The organism is Kosakonia sp. YIM B13571 (assembly GCF_042788095.1).
Lineage (GTDB): Bacteria > Pseudomonadota > Gammaproteobacteria > Enterobacterales > Enterobacteriaceae > Kosakonia > Kosakonia quasisacchari.
This window is the reverse complement of the sequence record NZ_JBHZPL010000001.1, coordinates 859943-881847: the sequence shown is the minus strand read 5'-3', so window position 1 is coordinate 881847 and position 21905 is coordinate 859943. Positions and strand designations below refer to the sequence as shown.

Sequence of the window (21905 nt, the reverse complement as noted above, 5' to 3'; positions counted from 1 at the left end):
CGCTCTTATCGAACCATCATGTTGTAGTTGAGGTTCCACATAATCCAGATGGAACCTACCACCACGATCGCGATGATCAGCACAGTAAAGACGAAGGCCGTCAGGTTCCAGCCCTCATCAGATTTGGTGTTCATATGCAGGAAGCACACCAGATGCACCAGAATCTGTACCACCGCTGTCACCAGCACAGTGCCAAGAATCGCAACGTGGGACGCAGTACCGCTCATCACCATCCAGAACGGGATCACCGTCAGGATGATCGACAGGATAAAACCTGTCATGTAGGTTTTTACGCTACCGTGGGAAGCGCCATGATCGGTTGAATGACTCATTACATCGCCCCCATCAGATAAACGACTGAGAATACACAAATCCATACCACGTCCAGGAAGTGCCAGAACAGGCTCAGGCACAGGATACGTGTACGGTTTGTACTGGTCAGGCCGCGGCGGGAAATCTGGAACATCAGCACTGCCATCCAGATCAGACCCGAGGTCACGTGCAGACCGTGGGTGCCAACCAGCGCAAAGAACGCTGACAGGAAGCCACTGCGATCCGGCCCCATACCTTCAACGATCAGGTGATGGAATTCATAGAGTTCCATCCCGATGAAGCCTGCGCCGAACAGCCAGGTCAACGCCAGCCAGGAAACGACCTGGCTTTTGTTGTTCTTATACATGGCGATCGCCGCCATGCCATAGGTGATGGAGCTGAACAGCAGCAGGGCGGTTTCCACCAGAACGAACGGCAGTTCAAAGATGTCTTTACCCGACGGGCCACCCGCCGTGTTATTCACTAACACGGCATAGGTCGCGAACAGGATCGAGAACAGAATGCAGTCGCTCATCAGGTAGATCCAGAAACCGAAGACTTTCGTCGGTCCTGAATCATGGTGCCCATGTTCGTGCGCGTGGGCGTTCGCAGTCGTCAGAGTATCAGTTGCCATTTTTCAGCCCTGCCTTTTTGATCTCATCGAAATGCTGATTTTCCAGTTTTTCGACTTCTGCAACCGGTACGTAGTAATCCACGTCCTCGTCAAAGCTCTTCACAATCCAGCTAATTACGATGCCGGCGAAACCGACGATCGCCATCCACCAGATGTGCCAGATCATGGCAAAGCCAAACACCGTTGCGAAAGCGGCAATAACAATGCCCGCAGCGCTGTTTTTCGGCATATGAATTTCTTCATAATGCTCGGGCTGCTTGTACGCTTCGCCTTTTTCTTTCATTTCCCAGAATGCATCACGTTCATGAACGTGTGGCACTAAAGCGAAGTTGTAGAACGGCGGCGGAGAAGAGGTTGCCCACTCCAGCGTACGGCCACCCCACGGGTCACCGGTCAGATCACGATTGAGGTGACGGTCGCGGATAGAGACGTAGTACTGAATCAGCTGACACAGAATACCGCAGGCAATCAGCGCAGCGCCGCAAGCGGCAACCACCAGCATGGTGTGGAACTGCGGATCGATCTGCTGGCTCAGACGACGGGTCATACCCATAAAGCCCAGCACATACAGCGGCATAAATGCCACGAAGAAGCCGATAATCCAGAACCAGAAGGCGCGTTTACCCCAGGTTTCATTCAGGGTGAAACCAAACGCTTTCGGCCACCAGTAAGTGATACCAGCAAAGCAACCAAATACCACACCGCCGATGATGACGTTATGGAAGTGAGCAATCAGGAACAGACTGTTGTGCAGCACAAAGTCAGCGCCCGGTACCGCCAGCAGTACGCCGGTCATACCGCCCACAGAGAAGGTCACGATAAAGCCGATGGTCCACATCATTGCTGAATGGAACACGATACGGCCCTGGTACATGGTGAACAGCCAGTTGAAGATCTTCACCCCGGTTGGGATGGCGATAATCATGGTGGCGATACCGAAGAAGGCGTTAACGTTCGCGCCTGCACCCATGGTGAAGAAGTGGTGCAACCAAACGATAAACGACAGCACGGTAATACACACAGTCGCCCAAACCAGCGAGGTGTAACCGAACAGGCGTTTACGCGAGAAGGTCGCGGCGACTTCCGAGAACACACCGAACACCGGCAGAACCAGGATGTACACTTCCGGATGGCCCCAGGCCCAGATCAAGTTGATGTACATCATCATGTTGCCGCCCATTTCGTTGGTGAAGAAATGGGTACCCAGATAGCGGTCCAGGGTCAGCAACGCGACGGTGACAGTCAGGATCGGGAACGACGCGATAATCAGCACGTTGGCGCACAGTGATGCCCAGGTAAATACTGGCATCTTGAACATGGTCATGCCCGGCGCACGCATCTTCAGAATGGTCACGAAGAAGTTGATACCGGTCAGCGTCGTACCGATACCGGAGAGCTGAAGTGCCCAGATCCAGTAATCGACACCTACGCCAGGGCTGTACTCGATTCCCGATAGCGGCGGATAAGCCAGCCAGCCAGTCTGCGCGAATTCACCCACGCCGAGAGACAGGTTAACCAGGATCACACCGACAACCGTGAACCAGAAGCTCAGGTTGTTCAGGAACGGGAACGCCACATCACGAGCGCCGATCTGCAGTGGGATTACCACGTTCATCAGACCGATAACCAGCGGCATCGCTACGAAGAAGATCATGATCACGCCGTGGGCAGTGAAGATCTGGTCGTAGTGGTGCGGTGGCAGGAAGCCTGCTTCACCCGCCGAGGCGAGTGCTTGCTGGCTACGCATCATAATGGCGTCAGCAAAGCCACGAATCAGCATCACGATACCGACGATGCAGTACATGATGCCGAGTTTTTTGTGGTCAACCGAAGTCAGCCACTCTTTCCACAAGTAGTTCCACTTACCGAAGTAAGTAATCAGGGCCAGTAATGCCAGGCCACCGATGATAATCGCAGCCACCGTAACCACAATAATGGGTTCATGGTAGGGGACTGCATCCAGTGTCAATTTTCCGAACATCGTTTCTTCCTCGACCCCTTAGTGAGAGGTTTCCGCGTGGCTCATGTCCATGCCTTCCATACCTTTGTGCTCGCTATGCTCGCCCTTCGGTTGGTTCATGTCCATGCTCATGCCGTGGCCCATAAATTTGTTGATAACGTCTTTAAACAAATCGGGTTTCACGCTGGAGAAGTATTCAACCTTGTTGTATTCGCTTGGCGCAGCAAGTTTGTCATACGCGGCCATATCCGGCAGGGTATTCGAAGCTTGTTTCGCTTTTGCGACCCACTGGTCGAATGCGGCACGGTCCGGCGTAGCAATTGCTTTAAACTTCATACCCGAGAAGCCCGGGCCGCTGTAGCTTGCGGAGATACCATCGTAGGTGCCAGCTTCGTTGGCGATCAGATGCAAGTTGGTCTGCATACCGGCCATCGCATAAATCTGGCTACCCAGTTTCGGGATAAAGAACGAGTTCATCACGGAGTTGGAGGTGACTTTGAACTGAACCGGAACGTTAGCCGGGAAGGCGATTTCGTTCACGGTAGCAATGCCTTGCTCCGGATAGATGAAGAACCATTTCCAGTCCATAGAAACAACTTCAATGGTGATCGGTTGTTCGTCATGGGCTAATGGTTTGCTTGGTTCAAGCGCGTGGGTGGTTTTCCATGTCAATACGGCAAGGAACAGGATGATCAGAATTGGCACCGTCCAGACCACAGCTTCCACTTTATTGGAGTGTGACCAGTTAGGGCTATACTTCGCATCTTTATTGCTCGCACGATACTTCCAGGCGAAACCAACGGCCATCAAGATGGCGGGAATAACGACAATCAACATCAGGCCAAAAGCCGTCAGTATCAGCGAACGTTGCTCCAGTCCAATCTGTCCTTTGGGGTCAAGAAGTGCAGAATCGCAGCCACTGAGTAAAACAGTACCAGCGATTAATGACAACCATCCCAAACTTTTATTGTATTTCCTGAGTCTCATTTAACGACCTCAATTCCACGGGATCTGGTGGCGCTTAAAGTGTGCGGGCATTTTACGGAAAGGTTACGTTACTGTAAACATGATTGGCTCTGTGTCAGTAAGGTGTTACTGGCTTTTGCCGTTTATGTCACATCGGATGCAACAATCTGTAAAAAAAGCGATTCGCACTGCCAGAGAGTGAGATTATAACGGAAAAATTACATCACAATCAGTGTTGGGGGTAAATTGGTATAACCAATCAGTTAAATATACATTTATTTAACAAATATCCAGCAAATATTGAACATTATTGGAACGAACTTGAAACCCAACAATTAATAACCGTGCTGAATCGTTAAAGAGTAGCCTTTAATTTATAAGGCACAAAACAATTAAGATTTTTTATTTGTTCAGTTTGAATTAGGTGATTTGCTTAAAAGATGTGGTGTTTATTTATTGAGCATAATAATAACTGAGGTGAATTGTTTTGGGCCGTTTTTATTTTTTGATTCTCTGATTTTAATAGGGAAATAGCCAGTAAATATATTCTCCAGAGATTTTTTTGTCTCTTTACTTTTTTTTAACGTTTTGAGGCTTTCGAAGACAAAAACAAGCACCCGCAGGCGCTTGTTTATCACGTCATAGTAACTCTGTTTTACGTAGCGCCAGTAGATCCAACACACCGCCAAACACAATGCCGATAATCGCTAACAGCGCGCCCCATTCCAGAAGCGTTGTGCCGAAAGACCAGTCGGCAAATCCTGTAACGTTAATCATTAGCACCAGCAACCAGCACCCTACCAGTACGCAACCGGCGCTCAGTATGCGCAGTGCCAGCCGGTACGCCGCAGCGTATTCCGTTCTGCAGAGAAAACGTTCACTCTGTTGCGTAAATGCCAGCGTTTTTTTGCACAATACCAGCAATACCAGACCGGGAAGCGCGGCCACAATCGAAAAGAGATAGAACGTCGACCAACTGTAACTTTCAACAAACCAGCCAGCCAGCGGGCCGACATAGACGCGTCCAACTGCCGACAGCGCCGAGAGCAAAGCAAACTGCGTTGCGGAGAAGGATTTGTTGCAGAGCGTCATTAATAGCGCAACAAACGCCGCAGTCCCCATGCCGCCACACAGGTTTTCTAAAAAGACGGCTGAACCCATCGTAAAAATGCTTTTCGCCGTAATCGATAGCAGCCAGTAACCGGCATTGGAAATGGCCTGTAGTACGCCAAAAATGAACAGCGCACGGAACAGGGATAACCGTTGCATCAGTACGCCACCAAATAACGCGCCGATAATCGTGGCGATAAGCCCCAGGGTTTTGTTCACTACGCCGACTTCTCCGGCGTCAAAACCAACGCCGCGGATGAGAAATGTTGTTGTCAGGCTCATGGCGAACGCATCGCCCAGTTTGTACAGCACTATTAATAGAAGGATAAGCCAGGCGTTGTTGCGCCCGAAGAAATCACGCAGCGGCTCGACAACGGCGCGTTCCAGCGTTTTCGGCACCGGAATCACATCCTCTGGCTCCGGTGCGAGCAGGGTAGCGATAATGCACGGGACCAGTAGCACGGCCATTAACCCGTACATCCCTTGCCAGCCGAGCCAGCGATCCGCCAGCCATAATGCCAGTCCCCCGGAAACCAACATTCCAAGCCGATAGCCCAGCACGCTTATTGCCGCACCTGCGCCGCGCTCTTCAAGCGGCAACACATCCGTTTTCCATGCGTCGAAGACAATATCCTGAGACGCAGAGCAGAAGGCGATAAGCACAGCCAGCGCCGCCATCCAGCGTAAATGGTTGGCTGGATCGAGGAAACCCATTGCGGCAATCGACACCAGCAACAGAATTTGCGTAAGGAGCAGCCAGCCGCGACGACGCCCGAGTAAAGGCGGTGTGTAGCGATCCATCACTGGTGACCACAGAAATTTAAAGACGTAAGCCTGGCCGACCAGAGAAAAGAAACCGATGGTTTTTAAATCGATGTTTTCAACGGTCATCCATGCCTGAAGTGTGCCGCTGGTCAGGGCAAGAGGCAAACCGGAAGCGAAACCCAGAATCAGCAGGATGGCTGATTTCGGCTGGGTGAATATGCGTAAGTAGTGACTGGACATGAGTTAAAAACTGGCCCGGAAAACCGGGCCAGAAAAAATTAACGGGCGTTTTGCTTGATAAAGTCGTGAATGCTGGTGTCCTGAGACATGTCAGCAATGGTATCAGTCAACACGCTGTTAACCGCACCGGCAATCTTGTCGTTGCTGGCCTGGAACGCGCCTTCGACGTTATAGCTTGCACGGTAGTTTTTGGTCATCTTGTTGCCATTCGCGGCAGTCGCGATGATCGCGATATCCGCTTTGGTCGCGATGTTGTAGCGGACGTTGCCCTGAGAGACATCGGCATACAGCTGGTTAACAATAATCTGCAGGTTTACCGCACCGTTCGGCCCAATCATGTAACCGCGCGCGGTCATCTGTTTTTCCAGCACTTCTTGCAGCAGGAAACGCAAGTCGCGTGATGCTGTCAGTGTGACAAGCTGGTTATCGCGCGTTACTTTGGCCAGCGCTTGATCCGGGCGCTGATCGGCACCGTTGATACTCACGGTGACACCCATCAAGCTAGGATCCTGCTGCGGCAGAGTAATTTTTGGGGTGACATCAAGCGTTGTCGGCGGGGTTGCGCACCCGGCCAGCATAAATAAAGCGACCAACGGAAAGAGTAGTTTTTTAAACATGTTCAGGCTCTCAAGGATCTAAGCTTCTGGGGGAAAATTCTCGCCATCATAACATTGCCGCTGTTAAGAGGAAGTCCTCAATGCATGGAAATTCATCGTCTTGTGCTTTTTTGTCGTCAAAAACCTTTTTATGGGTGATGCCACGCAAAAAAAGCTGCTTTCAGTAGAGTTCATCCCCTTGCGCGGAAAAATAGGACGAACGCTAATTTTTGTTGTTTTATTGTTATAGAGACGGTAAAAGCGGCTAACATTTAAAGAGATGGCTGGCATCTCAGCGTTGTCGGAGGTGTAATATCATGATGATGCGTGAACAAATAGAAGCAAAGTTGAAGGCGGCGTTTGAGCCCCTCATTCTCGAGGTTGTTGACGAGAGTTATCGTCACAATGTCCCCGCAGGTTCTGAAAGTCACTTCAAAGTTGTACTGGTAAGCGACCGCTTTACTGGAGAGCGTTTTCTTAACCGTCATCGCATGATCTACGGCACGTTGGCAGATGAGCTGTCTTCGACGATTCATGCACTGGCTTTGCATACTTACACACTTAAGGAGTGGGAAGGTTTGCAGGATACCCTGTTGACCTCGCCAGCCTGTCGCGGTGCCGGAAGCATCGCGTAGAAAACCTGGTTGCAACTGCCCAAACTTTTCCAGTATGTTGCATGCAGATTATGTAAAAACGGCCTACGGGCCGTTTTGTTTTGTCTGAATTTTGAGCGAGAAACGCAGTTTTTTGAGCGAAATTGCTTCAGAAGTGTGAAAAATGACGCACCATTGCGACATTCCCGTTCTCGACTCATATCTGTGATGCCGCTATAATGCTGCGTCTTATTTTTCGGAATGTCTTCGGGATGATTCTGACGACAGGGAATGTATATCTGATTTGAGAGAACATCCCGGTTCTGCAAGCGAAACGGTTTGCTTCGCAGAGTAGAGTTGACCGAGCACTGTGATTTTTTGAGGTAACAAGATGCAAGTTTCAGTTGAAACCACTCAGGGCCTTGGGCGCCGTGTAACGATTACAATCGCTGCTGACAGCATCGAGACCGCTGTGAAGAGCGAGCTGGTCAACGTAGCGAAGAAAGTGCGTATTGACGGCTTCCGTAAGGGTAAAGTACCGATGACCGTTGTTGCTCAGCGTTATGGCGCTTCTGTTCGCCAGGACGTACTGGGCGATCTGATGAGCCGCAACTTTATCGATGCGATCATTCAGGAAAAAATCAACCCAGCTGGCGCACCGAACTATGTTCCGGGCGAATACAAACTGGGCGAAGACTTCACCTACTCTGTAGAGTTCGAAGTGTATCCGGAAGTTGAGCTGAAAGCGCTGGATACCATCGAAGTTGAAAAACCGGTTGTTGAAGTGACCGATGCTGACGTGGACACCATGCTGGAAACTCTGCGTAAGCAGCAGGCGACCTGGAAAGACAAAGATGGTGCTGTTGACGCTGAAGATCGCGTGACCGTTGATTTCGCCGGTTCCGTTGATGGCGAAGAATTCGAAGGCGGTAAAGCCACTGATTTCGTACTGGCAATGGGTCAGGGTCGTATGATCCCGGGCTTTGAAGACGGTATTAAAGGCCACAAATCGGGCGAAGAGTTCACCATCGACGTGACCTTCCCGGAAGAGTACCACGCAGAAAACCTGAAAGGTAAAGCGGCGAAATTCGTCATTAACCTGAAAAAAGTTGAAGAGCGTGAGCTGCCGGAACTGACCGAAGAGTTCATCAAACGCTTTGGCGTTGAAGATGGCTCCGTTGCGGGTCTGCGCGCTGAAGTACGCAAAAACATGGATCGCGAGCTGAAAGGCGCGGTGCGTAACCGTGTTAAATCTCAGGCGATTGAAGGCTTGGTGAAAGCGAACGAAATTGACGTTCCGGCTGCACTGATCGACAGCGAAATCGACGTTCTGCGCCGTCAGGCTGCACAGCGTTTCGGTGGCAACGAGAAACAAGCTCTGGAACTGCCGCGCGAGTTGTTCGAAGAGCAGGCTAAACGCCGTGTTGTTGTTGGCCTGCTGCTGGGAGAAGTCATTCGTACCCACGAGCTGAAAGCTGACGAAGAGCGCGTTAAAGGCCTGATCGAAGAGATGGCATCTGCGTATGAAGATCCGAAAGAAGTGATCGAATTCTACAGCAAAAACAAAGAGCTGATGGAAAACATGCGTAATGTTGCGCTGGAAGAACAAGCGGTTGAAGCGGTTCTGGAAAAAGCGAAAGTGACTGAGAAAGCCACTTCCTTTAACGAACTGATGAACCAACAGGCTTAATCGACTTCTGCGATAGCTAAAAGTAATAAGCCCGTCACCTGCTTGCTGGTGACGGGCTTTTTTTATCGCATCAGGACTATCAGATCTGTGCTAAAAGGGCGTTTCAGTGTTAGCGTAACAGCAAAAGATTGTTATGCTTGAAATCAGGTAATGTCATCCCCACTAAGGGAATAGCGACAGTAAAGACTCTGGCTGATAATCCGTCCGTGAGGCGTCGTAGTCAGACCCCACTCACTCAAGTACAATCAGTACAGCAGGTTTGTTAATTTTTTATCCAGGAGACGGAAATGTCATACAGCGGCGAACGAGACAACTTTGCACCCCATATGGCTCTGGTGCCAATGGTTATTGAACAGACCTCACGCGGTGAGCGCTCTTTCGATATCTACTCCCGTCTTCTCAAGGAACGCGTAATTTTTCTGACTGGTCAGGTTGAAGACCACATGGCGAACCTGATTGTGGCGCAAATGCTGTTTCTGGAAGCGGAAAACCCGGAAAAAGACATTTACCTGTACATTAACTCGCCTGGCGGGGTAATTACCGCAGGGATGTCAATTTATGACACCATGCAATTTATTAAGCCGGACGTCAGCACGATTTGTATGGGCCAGGCTGCGTCAATGGGCGCATTCCTGCTGACGGCGGGTGCAAAGGGCAAGCGTTTCTGCCTGCCAAATTCACGTGTGATGATTCACCAGCCGCTGGGCGGCTATCAGGGCCAGGCGACGGATATTGAAATTCACGCGCGTGAGATTCTGAAAGTGAAAGGGCGCATGAATGAACTTATGGCGCATCATACGGGTCAATCTTTAGAACAAATTGAACGCGATACTGAACGTGACCGCTTCCTTGCTGCGCAAGAGGCGGTTGAATACGGGCTGGTTGATTCAATTTTAACCCATCGTAACTAAGCTCAGGCTCCAGGTGCCGCTATACTATTGGGTACAAGCGGCACACGCTTGAGTAACGTTTTGCGCCTGGAATGGCATATGCGTCGTCATGTGCGGCACAAAGAACAGATAAGAGGTTTTGACTCATGACAGATAAACGCAAAGATGGTTCGGGCAAACTGTTGTACTGCTCTTTTTGCGGCAAAAGCCAGCATGAAGTGCGTAAGCTGATCGCCGGGCCATCCGTGTATATCTGCGACGAATGTGTGGATCTGTGTAACGACATTATTCGCGAAGAGATTAAAGAAGTTGCGCCGCATCGCGAGCGTAGCGCGCTGCCGACTCCGCATGAAATTCGCCACCATCTTGATGATTATGTAATCGGTCAGGAGCAGGCGAAAAAAGTGCTGGCAGTCGCGGTATATAACCACTACAAACGTCTGCGTAATGGCGACACCAGCAACGGCGTTGAACTGGGTAAAAGTAACATCCTGCTTATCGGGCCGACTGGTTCTGGTAAAACGTTGCTGGCAGAAACGCTGGCGCGTCTGTTGGATGTCCCGTTCACTATGGCCGATGCCACGACGTTGACCGAAGCAGGTTACGTGGGTGAAGACGTAGAAAACATCATCCAGAAACTGCTGCAGAAGTGTGACTACGACGTGCAGAAAGCGCAGCGCGGGATTGTCTACATTGACGAAATTGACAAGATTTCGCGTAAGTCTGATAACCCGTCGATTACCCGTGACGTTTCCGGTGAAGGTGTACAGCAGGCGCTGCTGAAGCTGATCGAAGGCACCGTGGCTGCTGTTCCGCCGCAGGGTGGACGTAAGCACCCGCAGCAGGAGTTTTTACAGGTCGATACCTCTAAAATCCTGTTTATCTGTGGTGGTGCATTCGCAGGGCTAGATAAGGTGATTTCTCACCGTGTTGAAACAGGCTCCGGCATTGGTTTTGGCGCAACAGTGAAAGGAAAAGCTGAAAAAGCCAACGAAGGCGAACTGCTGGCGCAGGTTGAACCGGAAGATTTGATCAAATTCGGTCTGATTCCTGAATTCATCGGGCGTCTGCCGGTAGTGGCAACGTTGAGCGAGTTGAGCGAAGAAGCGCTGATTCAGATTCTGAAAGAGCCTAAAAACGCACTGACTAAGCAGTATCAGGCGCTGTTTAACCTGGAAGGCGTGGATCTCGAATTCCGTGACGAAGCGCTTGACGCTATTGCTAAGAAAGCAATGGTGCGTAAAACCGGTGCGCGTGGTCTGCGTTCTATCGTTGAAGCCGCTTTGCTGGACACCATGTATGATCTGCCGTCACTCGAAGATGTTGAGAAAGTGGTAATTGATGAGTCGGTAATCGCGGAGCAAACCAAACCTTTGCTGATTTATGGCAAGCCGGAAGCCCAGCAGGCGTCTGGCGAATAATTAACCAAATCTTACAATCAGTTAATCGAAAAGGGGGGATTTTATCTCCCCTTTTATTTTTCCGTAAACACAGCGTTGAATGTGTGGGAAACATCCCCATATACTGCTTTACATGTTAATGGTGCGTGTTGCACAGTCACGTCACCTGATTACCTGGCGGACTTTAAACTAAGAGAGAGCTCTATGAATCCTGAGCGTTCTGAACGCATTGAAATCCCCGTATTGCCGTTGCGCGATGTGGTGGTTTATCCGCACATGGTCATTCCGTTATTTGTGGGACGGGAAAAATCTATCCGTTGTCTGGAAGCGGCCATGGACCATGATAAAAAAATCATGCTGGTTGCACAGAAGGAAGCCTCAACGGATGAGCCGGGTGTAAACGATCTTTTCACCGTCGGGACCGTGGCGTCTATTTTGCAAATGTTGAAACTGCCCGATGGCACGGTAAAAGTGCTGGTCGAGGGGCTTCAGCGCGCGCGCATTACCACGCTTGCCGACGATGGTGAGCACTTCTCAGCGAAAGCAGAATACCTTGACTCGCCGGCTATCGATGAGCGCGAGCAGGAAGTGCTGGTGCGCACGGCGATCAGCCAGTTTGAAGGCTATATCAAGCTCAACAAAAAAATCCCGCCAGAAGTGCTGACGTCGCTCAATAGCATCGACGATCCTGCGCGTCTGGCTGACACCATCGCTGCGCACATGCCGCTGAAACTGGCGGATAAGCAGTCTGTGCTTGAGATGTCCGACGTCAACGAACGTCTGGAATATCTGATGGCGATGATGGAGTCTGAAATCGATCTGCTGCAGGTTGAAAAACGCATCCGCAATCGCGTGAAAAAGCAGATGGAGAAATCCCAGCGCGAGTACTATCTGAATGAACAGATGAAAGCCATTCAGAAAGAGCTGGGCGAAATGGATGACGCGCCGGACGAAAACGAAGCGCTGAAGCGTAAAATCGACGCCTCGAAAATGCCGAAAGAGGCGAAAGAGAAAGCCGAATCTGAACTGCAAAAGCTGAAAATGATGTCGCCGATGTCTGCGGAAGCAACCGTGGTGCGCGGCTATATCGAATGGATGGTGCAGGTACCGTGGAACGCGCGTAGCAAGGTCAAAAAAGATCTGCGCCAGGCGCAGGAAATCCTTGATACCGACCACTACGGCCTCGAGCGTGTCAAAGACCGTATCCTTGAGTATCTTGCGGTTCAAAGCCGTATGAACAAACTGAAAGGCCCGATTCTGTGCCTGGTGGGACCGCCAGGGGTAGGTAAAACCTCTTTGGGCCAGTCCATTGCGAAGGCGACCGGGCGCAAATACATTCGTATGGCGCTGGGTGGTGTGCGCGATGAAGCGGAAATCCGCGGTCACCGCCGTACTTACATCGGTTCTATGCCGGGCAAACTGATTCAGAAGATGGCGAAAGTGGGCGTTAAAAACCCGCTGTTCCTGCTCGATGAGATCGACAAAATGTCGTCCGATATGCGCGGCGATCCTGCGTCAGCACTGCTGGAGGTCCTGGATCCGGAACAGAACGTGGCATTTAGCGATCACTATCTGGAAGTGGATTACGACCTCAGCGACGTCATGTTCGTCGCCACATCCAACTCCATGAATATTCCAGCGCCGCTGTTGGATCGTATGGAAGTGATCCGTCTTTCTGGTTACACCGAAGACGAAAAACTGAACATTGCCAAGCGTCATCTGCTGACCAAACAAATTGAACGTAATGCACTGAAACCTACCGAGTTAACGGTTGATGACAGTGCTATTGTCGGCATCATCCGTTACTACACGCGTGAAGCGGGTGTGCGTGGTCTGGAGCGTGAGATTTCGAAACTGTGCCGGAAAGCGGTGAAACAGCTGCTGCTGGATCCGTCTCTGAAGCATATCGAAATCAACGGTGAAAACCTGCATGACTACCTTGGTGTACAGCGCTTTGATTATGGCCGTGCGGACGATGAAAACCGTGTGGGTCAGGTCACCGGGCTGGCATGGACGGAAGTGGGCGGTGACTTGCTGACCATTGAAACCGCCTGTGTACCAGGCAAAGGCAAGCTGACTTACACCGGTTCTCTGGGGGAAGTGATGCAGGAGTCTATCCAGGCGGCGCTGACGGTTGTGCGTGCCCGTGCGGAAAAACTCGGTATCAACGGCGATTTCTATGAGAAACGCGATATTCACGTTCACGTACCGGAAGGCGCCACGCCGAAAGATGGCCCGAGCGCTGGTATTGCGATGTGCACCGCGCTGGTTTCTTGTCTGACCGGTAATCCGGTTCGTGCAGATGTGGCGATGACAGGGGAAATTACCCTGCGCGGCCAGGTTCTGCCGATTGGCGGTCTGAAGGAAAAACTGCTGGCGGCACATCGTGGGGGCATTAAGACTGTTCTGATTCCTTACGAAAACAAACGCGATCTGGAAGAGATTCCGGACAATGTTGTAGCCGATCTGGATATCCATCCGGTTAAGCGTATCGAAGAAGTTCTTGGCCTTGCGCTGCAAAATGAACCCTTTGGTATGCAGGTTGTAACGGCAAAATAGTGACCTTGCGCAAAGTGCGTTGATAAAAACAAGGCTGGTGAGTGATTTCGGACTTGCCAGCCTTTTTTTGTATAGCTAATTTAGATTGCTGGTTGGGTGTGTCATCATCAACTGGTGTTGTAAGGGCATGACAGGCCTGATATAACTGCTGCGCGGTCGCGCTGTGAAGGATTCAGGTGCGATATAAATTATAAAGAGAGGAAGAGTAGAGTGAATAAATCTCAACTGGTAGACAAGATTGCCGCAGATGCTGACATCTCTAAAGCTGCGGCTGGACGTGTGTTAGATGCTTTTATTGCTGCCGTTACTGATTCTTTGAAATCCGGGGACGACGTAGCGCTGGTAGGGTTTGGCTCTTTTGTAGTTAAAGAGCGTGCTGCCCGTACAGGCCGCAACCCTCAGACCGGCAAAGAAATCACCATTGCTGCGGCTAAAGTTCCTGGTTTCCGCGCAGGCAAAGCACTGAAAGACGCAGTAAACTGATCGCCTTCCCTTTGAAGGGATAGCGGCAAACTACAAGGGCGCATCGCGAGATGTGCCTTTTTTGTTTGTGCAAACGCACTTTCTGCGAGTTAATACACAATGCGGGCTAACAATTACCCCGTTTTCTTGTCAAAATACGCGTTTACACGCAGCGGGCAACTTGAGCTGCCTGAGATCTACAGTCACCTACAGCGGAGTGTTGTTACACCATGATGGACAATTTACGCGCGGCGGCAAATCACGTCGTGCTCAAGATCATTCTGGGTTTGATTATCGTGTCATTCATTTTGACTGGCGTAGGTAACTACCTGATTGGCGGTAACAATAATTACGCCGCAAAGGTTAATGGCCAGGAAATCGGCCGTTCACAGTTTGAAAATGCGGTGAATAGCGAGCGCAATCGTATGGCGCAGCAGCTGGGCGATCAGTTCTCTGAGCTGGCGGCTAACGAAAACTACATGAAATCTGTGCGTCAGCAAGTGCTCAACCGCTTAATTGATGAAGCCTTACTGGATCAGTACGCAAAAAATCTGGGTCTCGGTATTAGCGATGATCAGGTGAAAAAAGCGATTTTCTCCACTCAGGCATTTCAGGCTAACGGTAAATTCGATAACAATCGCTTCAGCGCCATCGTAAACCAGATGGGGATGAGCACTGATCAATATGCTCAGGCGCTGCGCAACCAGTTAACCTCTCAGCAATTGATTAACGCCGTTGCCGGTACTGATTTCATGCTCAAAGGTGAGACTGACGAGCTGGCTGCGCTGGTCGCTCAACAGCGTGTTGTGCGCCAGGCGGTGATTGATGTCAACGCGCTGGCGGCTAAGCAGACCGCGAGCGATGAAGAAGTTTCCAGCTACTACGATCAGAACAAGAGCCGCTTTATATCGCCGGAGCAGTTCCGCGTAAGCTATATCAAGCTGGATGCTGCATCAATGCAGGAAAACGTCACCGACGAGCAAATCCAGGCTTATTACGATCAGCATCAGGATCAGTTCACTCAGCCGCAGCGTAATCGCTACAGCATTATCCAGACCAAAACAGAAGACGAAGCGAAAGCGGTGCTGGATGAGCTGAAAAAAGGCGCCGACTTTGCGACCCTGGCAAAAGCGAAATCTGCAGATATCATCTCTGCCCGTAACGGCGGTGATATGGGCTGGCTTGAAGACGCTACCACGCCGGAAGAGTTGAAGAACGCCGGTCTGAAAGATAAAGGCCAGCTGTCTGGCGTCATTAAATCGTCTGTGGGTTACTTGGTTGCACGTCTGGATGATATCCAGCCTGCGCAGGTGAAACCGTTGAACGATGTGCGTGACGAACTGGCAGCGAAAGTGAAACAGGAAAAAGCGCTGGATGCATGGTACGCGCTGCAGCAGAAAGTGAGCGAAGCAGCGAGCAACGATAACGAATCGCTGGCGGGTGCTGAGCAGGCTGCTGGTGCCAAAGCAGTACAGACAGGCTGGTTCGGTCGCGATAACCTGCCGGAAGAGCTGAATTTCAAACCGGTAAGCGATGCCATTTTCAATGGCGGTCTGGTCGGGCAGAACGGTACGCCAGGCAGCAACTCAGACATCATCACTGTTGATGGCGACCGCGCATTTGTGCTGCGTATTTCCGATCACAAAGCCGAAGCGATCAAGCCGCTGGACGAAGTAAAAACTCAGGTCAGCGATATCGTGAAGCACAACAAAGCGGAGCAACAAGCAAAACTTGATGCGGATAAGCTGCTGGGCGAGCTGAAAGCCGGTAAAGGTGATGATGCGCTGAAAGCGGCTGGCCTGAGCTTTGGCGAGGCGAAAACGCTGGCACGTACTGGCCAGGATCCGGTGAGCCAGGCGGCATTCAATCTGCCGCTACCAGCAAAAGATAAACCCTCCTTCGGTACCGCCAACGATCAGCAAGGCAATGTCGTTATCATGGCGCTGGACGAAGTGAAAGCAGGTACAATGCCGGATGCGCAGAAGAAAGCAATGGTGCAGGGCATCACGCAGAACAACGCGCAAATCGCGTTTGAAGCGTTGATGAGCAATCTGCGTAAAGAAGCCAAGATCAAACTGGGTGACATCGTCGCTGAGCCACAGCAATAAAAAGGCACGATGCGCTTCGCAAAAAAAGAGTAATACTCTGCAAACCTTAAAGGCCGCTTTCACGGCCTTTTCCATTTTCGATATTTGTGTTTTGTCTGCGTTCATTGTTGTGGTTATTGTTGCCTGGCGTTGAAAACAAAGGAGAAACACAATGAAACATGGAATCAAAGCACTCTTAATTTCGCTTTCCTTCGCTTGCGCGACGCTGAGCCACAGTGCTCTGGCAGCACCTTCAGCTGCGGCTAAGCCACCCGCAGTGCAAAGTAAAAGTGATGCCACCACGTCAGCGCAAACCAAAGCGCAGGATGCGGCGAAAAGCGCGGATGATGAAGGTGGTACCCGGGTGAGTATCAATAGCGCAACGGCAGAAGAGTTGTCGCGGGTCATGAATGGCGTTGGAATCAAGAAAGCGCAGGCGATTGTCAGCTATCGGGAAGAGTATGGCCCGTTTAAATCTGTAGACGATCTTAAGCAAGTGCCAGGCATAGGAGGGACGCTGGTTGAGCGTAATCTGTCGAACCTGAAACTGTAAGCCGCTTGCGTAGTCGCTAATCTTTGCCAGAATAAAGAGGTCATACCAGTATGACCTCTGTCTCTATAACTATAAACGGTAAAGGTTGAAGCGCTATGCAGACGCAAATCAAAGTTCGTGGTTTTCATCTTGATGTCTACCAACATGTGAATAATGCCCGCTATCTTGAGTTCCTTGAAGAGGCGCGCTGGGATGGGCTGGAAAACAACGAGAGCTTTAAATGGATGACCGCCAACAACATCGCTTTCGTGGTGGTCAATATCAATATCAACTATCGCCGCCCGGCCGTATTGGGCGATGTGCTTACGGTGACCAGCCATGTGCAGCAGATTAATGGCAAAAGCGGTGTGCTGAGCCAGGCGGTGACATTGAACCCTGAGGGGCAAATGGTTGCTGACGCGCTGGTGACGTTCGTCTGTATCGATCTCAAAACGCAAAAAGCGCTGGCGCTGGAAGGTGAACTGAGAGAAAGGCTGGAGAAGATGATCCGCGAAGGCGATTAATTCATCAATTTCGCGTCGTTTCGTCGTTCGAATACAGCAATCCCGCCATCAGGCCAAAGCCCGGTGGCGCTCACGCTCCCCGGGCCGTGCATCGTGCTTACTTGAGCCCGGTTTTCTGTTTCATTGCCGCCATCACGGCAGATTTATCCGCAAGGTAGTGCTGTAAACCATTGGCGCGCAGGTTACAGGCCGCGCAATGCCCGCAGCCATCGCCTTTGATGCCGTTATAGCAGGTCAGCGTCTCGCTGCGCACCAGATCCAGCTTGCCCCAGTAATCCGCGAGCGCCCAAGTCTCGGCTTTATCAATCCACATCAGCGGCGTTTCGAAACGAATCTCTTTTGCCAGGCCCAGGTTGACCGCATGATTCAGCGCCTTAACGAACTCATCGCGGCAGTCGGGATAACCGGAAAAATCCGTTTCGCATACGCCGGTGATCACCGCTTCCGCCTGCACCTGATAGGCATACACTGCGGCCAGCGTCAGAAACAGAATATTACGCCCAGGCACGAAGGTGTTCGGAATGCCGGTCGCGTCGGGTTCATAATCCGGAACAGGGATGCTGTCGCGCGTCAGACTACTCACCGCCAGTTCATTCAGCAACGTTACATCCAGCACTTTGTGTGCGCGAGCACCCAGCGTCAGCGCCAGTTCTCGTGCCACATCAATTTCAGCGCGATGACGCTGGCCGTAATCGAAGGTCACGCAATGCACTTCTTCGTAGTGCTGCAACGCCTGAACCAGGCAGGTTGTGGAGTCTTGTCCGCCACTAAACACGACAACGGCACGTTTCATAATTCTTCCTGACAATGACAAATAAAGCGCTATGGTAGCGCGAGCGGCTGGCAGCGACCAGCTTCTTCACAGCGATGGGGCAGGGAGCCAGGCTTCTGCAAAATCAAACCAGCCGCGGGTATTTAAGTGGATGCCTTCCACGCCCGGCGGTGCACTAATGCGATACTGATAATTAAACAGTGGGGTGAGAATGGCCTTGTCCATCAACTGATAAAAAACATCCTGCAGCGCGCGGTTGCGCTGCTGTTCGTCGGGCTGGCGTTGAACCGCATCCAGTGTGGCTTGCAGATGCGAAAATTGTTGAGCGCTCAGCAGGTTTGGCCACAGCGGATCGCAGCGCAGCCACTGTTCCAGCGTGCATTCTGGCGCTTCGCCGATCAGCCTGTCTCCCATCATTAAATCGGCGCTGGCGAGCTGAGTACAGCCTTCCCAATTCTTGCCGTCATGGAAAATTACCGTCAACTCACAGCCAAGCGTTTGCAGATGCTGCTTCAACTGTTCCGCCATGGTGTGTAACTCCACGGGTAAGTGATAAACCAGCGTGAGTTTGTCCGGAAGCGGTGCCAGTTCGGTGGGCCAGTCAGGCATTTGCCAGCCTGGTAATAGCTCCCGGCTTGGAGTGATAAGATTTTCATCCAGCGGCAGCGTTTGCAGCAGCGAAGAGTGATGAATAATCTGCACCAGGCGGCGTAACTGTGCGTCATTTAACCGTGCGCCCGGGCGTAAAGTAAGGTAGCAGAACCCCAGGCTGATACTATTGCTCACTGGCTGTAAGTGCTGCAATTCATCAGCCTCGCCAATAGCAATCTGCACCGGGTGTCGGCAACTGGTGCCCAGACCTTGTTCAAAAAGCTGTGGGGTTATCCAGAATTCCACCGCTTTAAGCAGCGGGTGCCCCTGGTGGTAATAGTCATGGCTTTCCAGGCGAACCAGTTCCCGGCTGAATGACACCAGCCGAAAAGGCCCGGTACCCAGCATTGGATGCTGCGGGTGCGCCAGGCGGCTACCATAGCTGGCAAGCCTGTGTGCCAGCCAATAATCTGGCTTATGTAGCTTGAAGGTCAAACACCAGGGATGTGTTATCTCGATACGCTCGACGCTGGCAAACAGTTTTTGCAAGGCGGGCAACGTCAGCAGCATGTGCAACTGCGCCAGTAATTGTTCAGCCGTCACGGCGTCGCCGTTATGCCAGTGCAACGTTGCGTGCAGATAAAAACGCCAGCATAGCCCATCGGGACTGACATCCCAGTGATGTGCCAAATCGCCCTGCGGCTGGAAACTACGCGTCACAAAACGCGTTAAACCGCTAAAAATCTGCCCAACTAAATGCTGCTCCGCGCGGCCGGGAAGAAATCCCGGTACCAGCGGATCCAGCGGGCGATAATAGGGAATGCGCAGCGTCGGCGTTTCGTTTTGCCATAAGCCACCCAGAAAGGGATTGAGCAATGCGCGAAGATCGGCAGGATCGAGCTGCGCCAATGCCAGCGCGTTCTGCTGTTGCCCGGCGTTTAACGCGAACTCCAGCATTTCGCTACGCAGAGATTCAGGCGTGGCGAGAAAATGAAGCTCACCGCGCTTGCTGCGCCCGGATTGCGACTGCCAGTTTAACCAACCCGCTTCCTGCATCTGGCGCAGCAGCGTGCGCATATGCCTCTCGCTGCAAAAACAGCGCGTTGCCAGTTCACCAATGCTGACGGATTGCGCCTCACCGGCGGATGTTTGCCACAGGCGCTGGTATTGATTAAGCCGATTCAGTTGTCGCATAAACCCGGAACAATAATTTTCATCTATTCACTATTACTTCCGTATATCTCACGCAATACTGGAACGCAACACTGAACTTCACCATAACACACAGCAAGCGGAGAAAAATCATGGCACGTCTGGCCGCTTTTGACATGGATGGCACCTTGTTAATGCCCGACCATCGTTTGGGCGATCGAACGTTAGCTACACTCCGGCGCTTACATGAGCGGGAGGTGACACTGACTTTCGCGACCGGGCGGCACGCGCTGGAGATGCGCCGCATTCTCAGTGCTATCGCGATGGATGCCTTTTTAATTACCGGCAATGGTACGCGGATCCACTCTCGTGAAGGTGAGGTGTTATATCGCCAGGATCTCAACCCGGAAGTGGCCGATCTGGTGCTGCACAGCCGCTGGGAGACCGATGCCTCTGTCCACGTTTTCAATGATTCGGGTTGGTTGACCGACAAAGCGCTGCCAGAGACGTTGCAGGCGCACCTTTCCAGCGGATTTACCTACCAGCTCACCGATCTAAAACGTCTGTCCGCGCATGACGTTAGCAAGATCTGCTTTGTTGGCGATCACGACGATCTCTGCCGTTTGCGCATTCAGCTAAATGAGGCGCTGGGCGCACGTGCGCACTTGTGTTTCTCGGCGATGGATTGCCTGGAAATCCTGCCGGTGGGATGCAATAAAGGCTCGGCGCTGGCGGTCCTCAGCACGACGTTGGGTTATTCGTTGCAGGATTGCATGGCATTTGGCGATGCGATGAATGACAGAGAGATGCTCGAAAGCGTCGGAAAAGGAATGATCATGGGCAACGCCATGCCGCAACTGCGTGCGGCGCTGCCCCATTTACCGGTGATTGGACACTGCCGGGATCAGGCGGTATCACACTTTTTGACACACTGGCTGGACACACCCAATCTTCCTTATTCCCCCGAATGAAAAGATCTTTCCAGCAAGCCAGGCGCTACTGCCTGGCTTTTTTTATGCCGTAAGGCGGGTGATTTCGGCTCTCCATTGCTCAATATCACCAAAGTTCGCCGCTACCCATTGCGGATTGTAGTAGGTGTCCAGATAGCGTTCACCGCTGTCGCACAACAGCGTCACGATAGATCCGCTGCGGCCTTCTTCGCGCATCCGCGCGGCAAGCTGCAACGCACCCCACATATTGGTGCCGGTGGATGCGCCCACTTTGCGCCCCAGTTGCGTTTCCAGCCATTGTGCGGTGGCAATACTTGCCGCATCCGGCACACGCAGCATCTCATCTACCACGTCGGCAATGAATGACGGTTCTACACGCGGGCGGCCAATGCCTTCGATTTTACTGCCCACCGAGCTTCGCAGGCTGGCGTCACGATGTTGCCAATAGTCGAGGAACACTGAATTTTCAGGATCGACCACCATCAACTGGGTGCCATAACCCTGGCTGCGAATATAGCGGCCTATGGTGGCGGAAGTCCCGCCGGTGCCCGCGCTCATCACAATATAATCGGGTTGCGGGTGCGGTTCGTTTTTCATCTGACGGAAAATACTGTCGGCAATATTGTTATTGCCGCGCCAGTCGGTTGCGCGCTCGGCAAAAGTGAACTGATCCATATAGTGACCGTTCAACTCTTTTGCCAGCCGTTCGGACTCGGCGTAAATCTCGCAGGCGCTATCGACAAAGTGGCAGCGACCGCCGTAGAACTCAATCTGCTCAATCTTGCGTTTCGCCGTACAGTGCGGCATTACGGCGATAAACGGTAAACCTAAAAGCCGTGCGAACCACGCTTCTGAAACCGCGGTAGAACCGGAAGAGGCCTCAATAATCGTGGTGCCCTCTTTGATCCAGCCGTTGCATAAACCGTAAAGAAACAACGAGCGCGCCAGACGGTGCTTCAGGCTGCCGGTCGGGTGGGTGCTTTCATCTTTTAAATAGAGGTTGATGCCTGCAAAACCCGGCAACGTCAGACGGATCAAATGGGTATCTGCCGAGCGCTGTGCGTCCGCATTGATTTCGTTAATAGCGTATTTAACCCAATTGCTATTCATGGTGATTATC

General features: G+C 51.7%; 19 protein-coding genes. 10 read left to right on the top strand and 9 right to left on the bottom strand.

The window, feature by feature from the left end; translation table 11 throughout:
- Nucleotides 1-5 precede the first annotated feature (5 nt).
- From ACFX4O_RS04270 to ACFX4O_RS04245, 6 genes are all read right to left on the bottom strand, one after another.
- A complete protein-coding gene (locus ACFX4O_RS04270; protein WP_131410093.1) occupies nt 6-332 on the bottom strand; it encodes a cytochrome o ubiquinol oxidase subunit IV in 327 nt (108 codons plus the stop codon).
- Nucleotides 332-946 carry a cytochrome o ubiquinol oxidase subunit III gene (locus ACFX4O_RS04265; RefSeq protein WP_017458877.1) on the bottom strand — a complete coding sequence of 205 codons (615 nt, stop codon included), beginning with the start codon at nt 944-946 and terminating at the stop codon, nt 332-334. Before ACFX4O_RS04265 ends, ACFX4O_RS04270 begins: the two co-directional genes overlap by 1 nt.
- Nucleotides 936-2927: a cytochrome o ubiquinol oxidase subunit I gene (gene cyoB / locus ACFX4O_RS04260; protein ID WP_380207498.1), complete on the bottom strand. Its 1992-nt coding sequence runs from the start codon at nt 2925-2927 to the stop codon at nt 936-938. Before cyoB ends, ACFX4O_RS04265 begins: the two co-directional genes overlap by 11 nt.
- Nucleotides 2928-2945: 18 nt before the next feature.
- Nucleotides 2946-3893: a cytochrome o ubiquinol oxidase subunit II gene (gene cyoA, locus ACFX4O_RS04255; RefSeq protein WP_131410097.1), complete on the bottom strand. Its 948-nt coding sequence runs from the start codon at nt 3891-3893 to the stop codon at nt 2946-2948.
- Nucleotides 3894-4511: 618 nt separating this feature from the next.
- Nucleotides 4512-5987 carry a muropeptide MFS transporter AmpG gene (gene ampG, locus ACFX4O_RS04250; RefSeq protein WP_380207496.1) on the bottom strand — a complete coding sequence of 492 codons (1476 nt, stop codon included), beginning with the start codon at nt 5985-5987 and terminating at the stop codon, nt 4512-4514.
- 38 nt (nt 5988-6025) lie between these two features.
- Nucleotides 6026-6604, bottom strand: coding sequence for a lipoprotein (locus ACFX4O_RS04245; RefSeq protein WP_131410101.1), 579 nt, complete (start codon nt 6602-6604; stop codon nt 6026-6028).
- Between the two features lie 296 nt (nt 6605-6900).
- On the opposite strand from ACFX4O_RS04245, the gene bolA reads away from it, so the two are divergent.
- The 9 genes from bolA to ACFX4O_RS04200 all read left to right on the top strand — a co-directional run bounded on the left by bolA (nt 6901) and on the right by ACFX4O_RS04200 (nt 17320).
- Complete coding sequence (bolA, locus tag ACFX4O_RS04240) at nt 6901-7218, top strand: transcriptional regulator BolA (protein ID WP_131410103.1); 318 nt, start codon at nt 6901-6903, stop codon at nt 7216-7218.
- Nucleotides 7219-7567: 349 nt separating this feature from the next.
- Nucleotides 7568-8866: a trigger factor gene (gene tig / locus ACFX4O_RS04235; protein ID WP_380207493.1), complete on the top strand. Its 1299-nt coding sequence runs from the start codon at nt 7568-7570 to the stop codon at nt 8864-8866.
- 287 nt (nt 8867-9153) lie between these two features.
- On the top strand, nt 9154-9777 hold the full coding sequence (gene clpP / locus ACFX4O_RS04230; RefSeq protein ID WP_017458886.1) for an ATP-dependent Clp endopeptidase proteolytic subunit ClpP: 624 nt from the start codon (nt 9154-9156) through the stop codon (nt 9775-9777).
- Nucleotides 9778-9902: 125 nt separating this feature from the next.
- On the top strand, nt 9903-11177 hold the full coding sequence (gene clpX / locus ACFX4O_RS04225) for an ATP-dependent protease ATP-binding subunit ClpX (RefSeq protein ID WP_131410107.1): 1275 nt from the start codon (nt 9903-9905) through the stop codon (nt 11175-11177).
- Nucleotides 11178-11360: 183 nt separating this feature from the next.
- Nucleotides 11361-13715, top strand: a complete 2355-nt coding sequence (gene lon / locus ACFX4O_RS04220; RefSeq protein WP_131410109.1) for an endopeptidase La — start codon at nt 11361-11363, stop codon at nt 13713-13715.
- A gap of 210 nt (nt 13716-13925) precedes the next feature.
- A complete protein-coding gene (gene hupB, locus ACFX4O_RS04215) occupies nt 13926-14198 on the top strand; it encodes a nucleoid-associated protein HU-beta (RefSeq protein ID WP_017458889.1) in 273 nt (90 codons plus the stop codon).
- A gap of 209 nt (nt 14199-14407) precedes the next feature.
- A complete protein-coding gene (gene ppiD, locus ACFX4O_RS04210; RefSeq protein WP_380207489.1) occupies nt 14408-16285 on the top strand; it encodes a peptidylprolyl isomerase in 1878 nt (625 codons plus the stop codon).
- A gap of 151 nt (nt 16286-16436) precedes the next feature.
- Nucleotides 16437-16817 carry a helix-hairpin-helix domain-containing protein gene (locus ACFX4O_RS04205; protein ID WP_380207487.1) on the top strand — a complete coding sequence of 127 codons (381 nt, stop codon included), beginning with the start codon at nt 16437-16439 and terminating at the stop codon, nt 16815-16817.
- 95 nt (nt 16818-16912) lie between these two features.
- On the top strand, nt 16913-17320 hold the full coding sequence (locus ACFX4O_RS04200) for a YbgC/FadM family acyl-CoA thioesterase (RefSeq protein WP_020456774.1): 408 nt from the start codon (nt 16913-16915) through the stop codon (nt 17318-17320).
- 97 nt (nt 17321-17417) lie between these two features.
- On the opposite strand, the gene queC is transcribed toward ACFX4O_RS04200, so the two are convergent.
- Both queC and ACFX4O_RS04190 read right to left on the bottom strand, forming a co-directional pair.
- Nucleotides 17418-18113, bottom strand: a complete 696-nt coding sequence (gene queC / locus ACFX4O_RS04195; protein WP_131410115.1) for a 7-cyano-7-deazaguanine synthase QueC — start codon at nt 18111-18113, stop codon at nt 17418-17420.
- A 66-nt stretch (nt 18114-18179) separates the two neighbouring features.
- The gene (locus ACFX4O_RS04190; RefSeq protein ID WP_380207484.1) at nt 18180-19877 is read right to left on the bottom strand and encodes an SgrR family transcriptional regulator; all 1698 of its coding nucleotides are present in this window, start codon (nt 19875-19877) and stop codon (nt 18180-18182) included.
- A gap of 110 nt (nt 19878-19987) precedes the next feature.
- On the opposite strand from ACFX4O_RS04190, the gene cof reads away from it, so the two are divergent.
- Nucleotides 19988-20806: an HMP-PP phosphatase gene (gene cof / locus ACFX4O_RS04185; protein WP_380207482.1), complete on the top strand. Its 819-nt coding sequence runs from the start codon at nt 19988-19990 to the stop codon at nt 20804-20806.
- A gap of 42 nt (nt 20807-20848) precedes the next feature.
- On the opposite strand, the gene ACFX4O_RS04180 is transcribed toward cof, so the two are convergent.
- Complete coding sequence (locus ACFX4O_RS04180) at nt 20849-21895, bottom strand: PLP-dependent cysteine synthase family protein (protein WP_380207480.1); 1047 nt, start codon at nt 21893-21895, stop codon at nt 20849-20851.
- Nucleotides 21896-21905 lie beyond the last annotated feature (10 nt).

Coding starts and splice junctions, on each gene's coding strand:
- ACFX4O_RS04245 (WP_131410101.1), bottom strand. CDS start 6,604: ATGTTTAAAAAACTACTCTTTCCGTTGGTCGCTTTATTTATGCTGGCC.
- queC (WP_131410115.1), bottom strand. CDS start 18,113: ATGAAACGTGCCGTTGTCGTGTTTAGTGGCGGACAAGACTCCACAACC.
- ACFX4O_RS04180 (WP_380207480.1), bottom strand. CDS start 21,895: ATGAATAGCAATTGGGTTAAATACGCTATTAACGAAATCAATGCGGAC.
- bolA (WP_131410103.1), top strand. CDS start 6,901: ATGATGATGCGTGAACAAATAGAAGCAAAGTTGAAGGCGGCGTTTGAG.
- ACFX4O_RS04200 (WP_020456774.1), top strand. CDS start 16,913: ATGCAGACGCAAATCAAAGTTCGTGGTTTTCATCTTGATGTCTACCAA.
- ppiD (WP_380207489.1), top strand. CDS start 14,408: ATGATGGACAATTTACGCGCGGCGGCAAATCACGTCGTGCTCAAGATC.
- tig (WP_380207493.1), top strand. CDS start 7,568: ATGCAAGTTTCAGTTGAAACCACTCAGGGCCTTGGGCGCCGTGTAACG.
- ACFX4O_RS04190 (WP_380207484.1), bottom strand. CDS start 19,877: ATGCGACAACTGAATCGGCTTAATCAATACCAGCGCCTGTGGCAAACA.
- cyoB (WP_380207498.1), bottom strand. CDS start 2,927: ATGTTCGGAAAATTGACACTGGATGCAGTCCCCTACCATGAACCCATT.
- clpX (WP_131410107.1), top strand. CDS start 9,903: ATGACAGATAAACGCAAAGATGGTTCGGGCAAACTGTTGTACTGCTCT.
- lon (WP_131410109.1), top strand. CDS start 11,361: ATGAATCCTGAGCGTTCTGAACGCATTGAAATCCCCGTATTGCCGTTG.
- ampG (WP_380207496.1), bottom strand. CDS start 5,987: ATGTCCAGTCACTACTTACGCATATTCACCCAGCCGAAATCAGCCATC.
- ACFX4O_RS04205 (WP_380207487.1), top strand. CDS start 16,437: ATGAAACATGGAATCAAAGCACTCTTAATTTCGCTTTCCTTCGCTTGC.
- cof (WP_380207482.1), top strand. CDS start 19,988: ATGGCACGTCTGGCCGCTTTTGACATGGATGGCACCTTGTTAATGCCC.
- ACFX4O_RS04265 (WP_017458877.1), bottom strand. CDS start 946: ATGGCAACTGATACTCTGACGACTGCGAACGCCCACGCGCACGAACAT.
- clpP (WP_017458886.1), top strand. CDS start 9,154: ATGTCATACAGCGGCGAACGAGACAACTTTGCACCCCATATGGCTCTG.
- ACFX4O_RS04270 (WP_131410093.1), bottom strand. CDS start 332: ATGAGTCATTCAACCGATCATGGCGCTTCCCACGGTAGCGTAAAAACC.
- cyoA (WP_131410097.1), bottom strand. CDS start 3,893: ATGAGACTCAGGAAATACAATAAAAGTTTGGGATGGTTGTCATTAATC.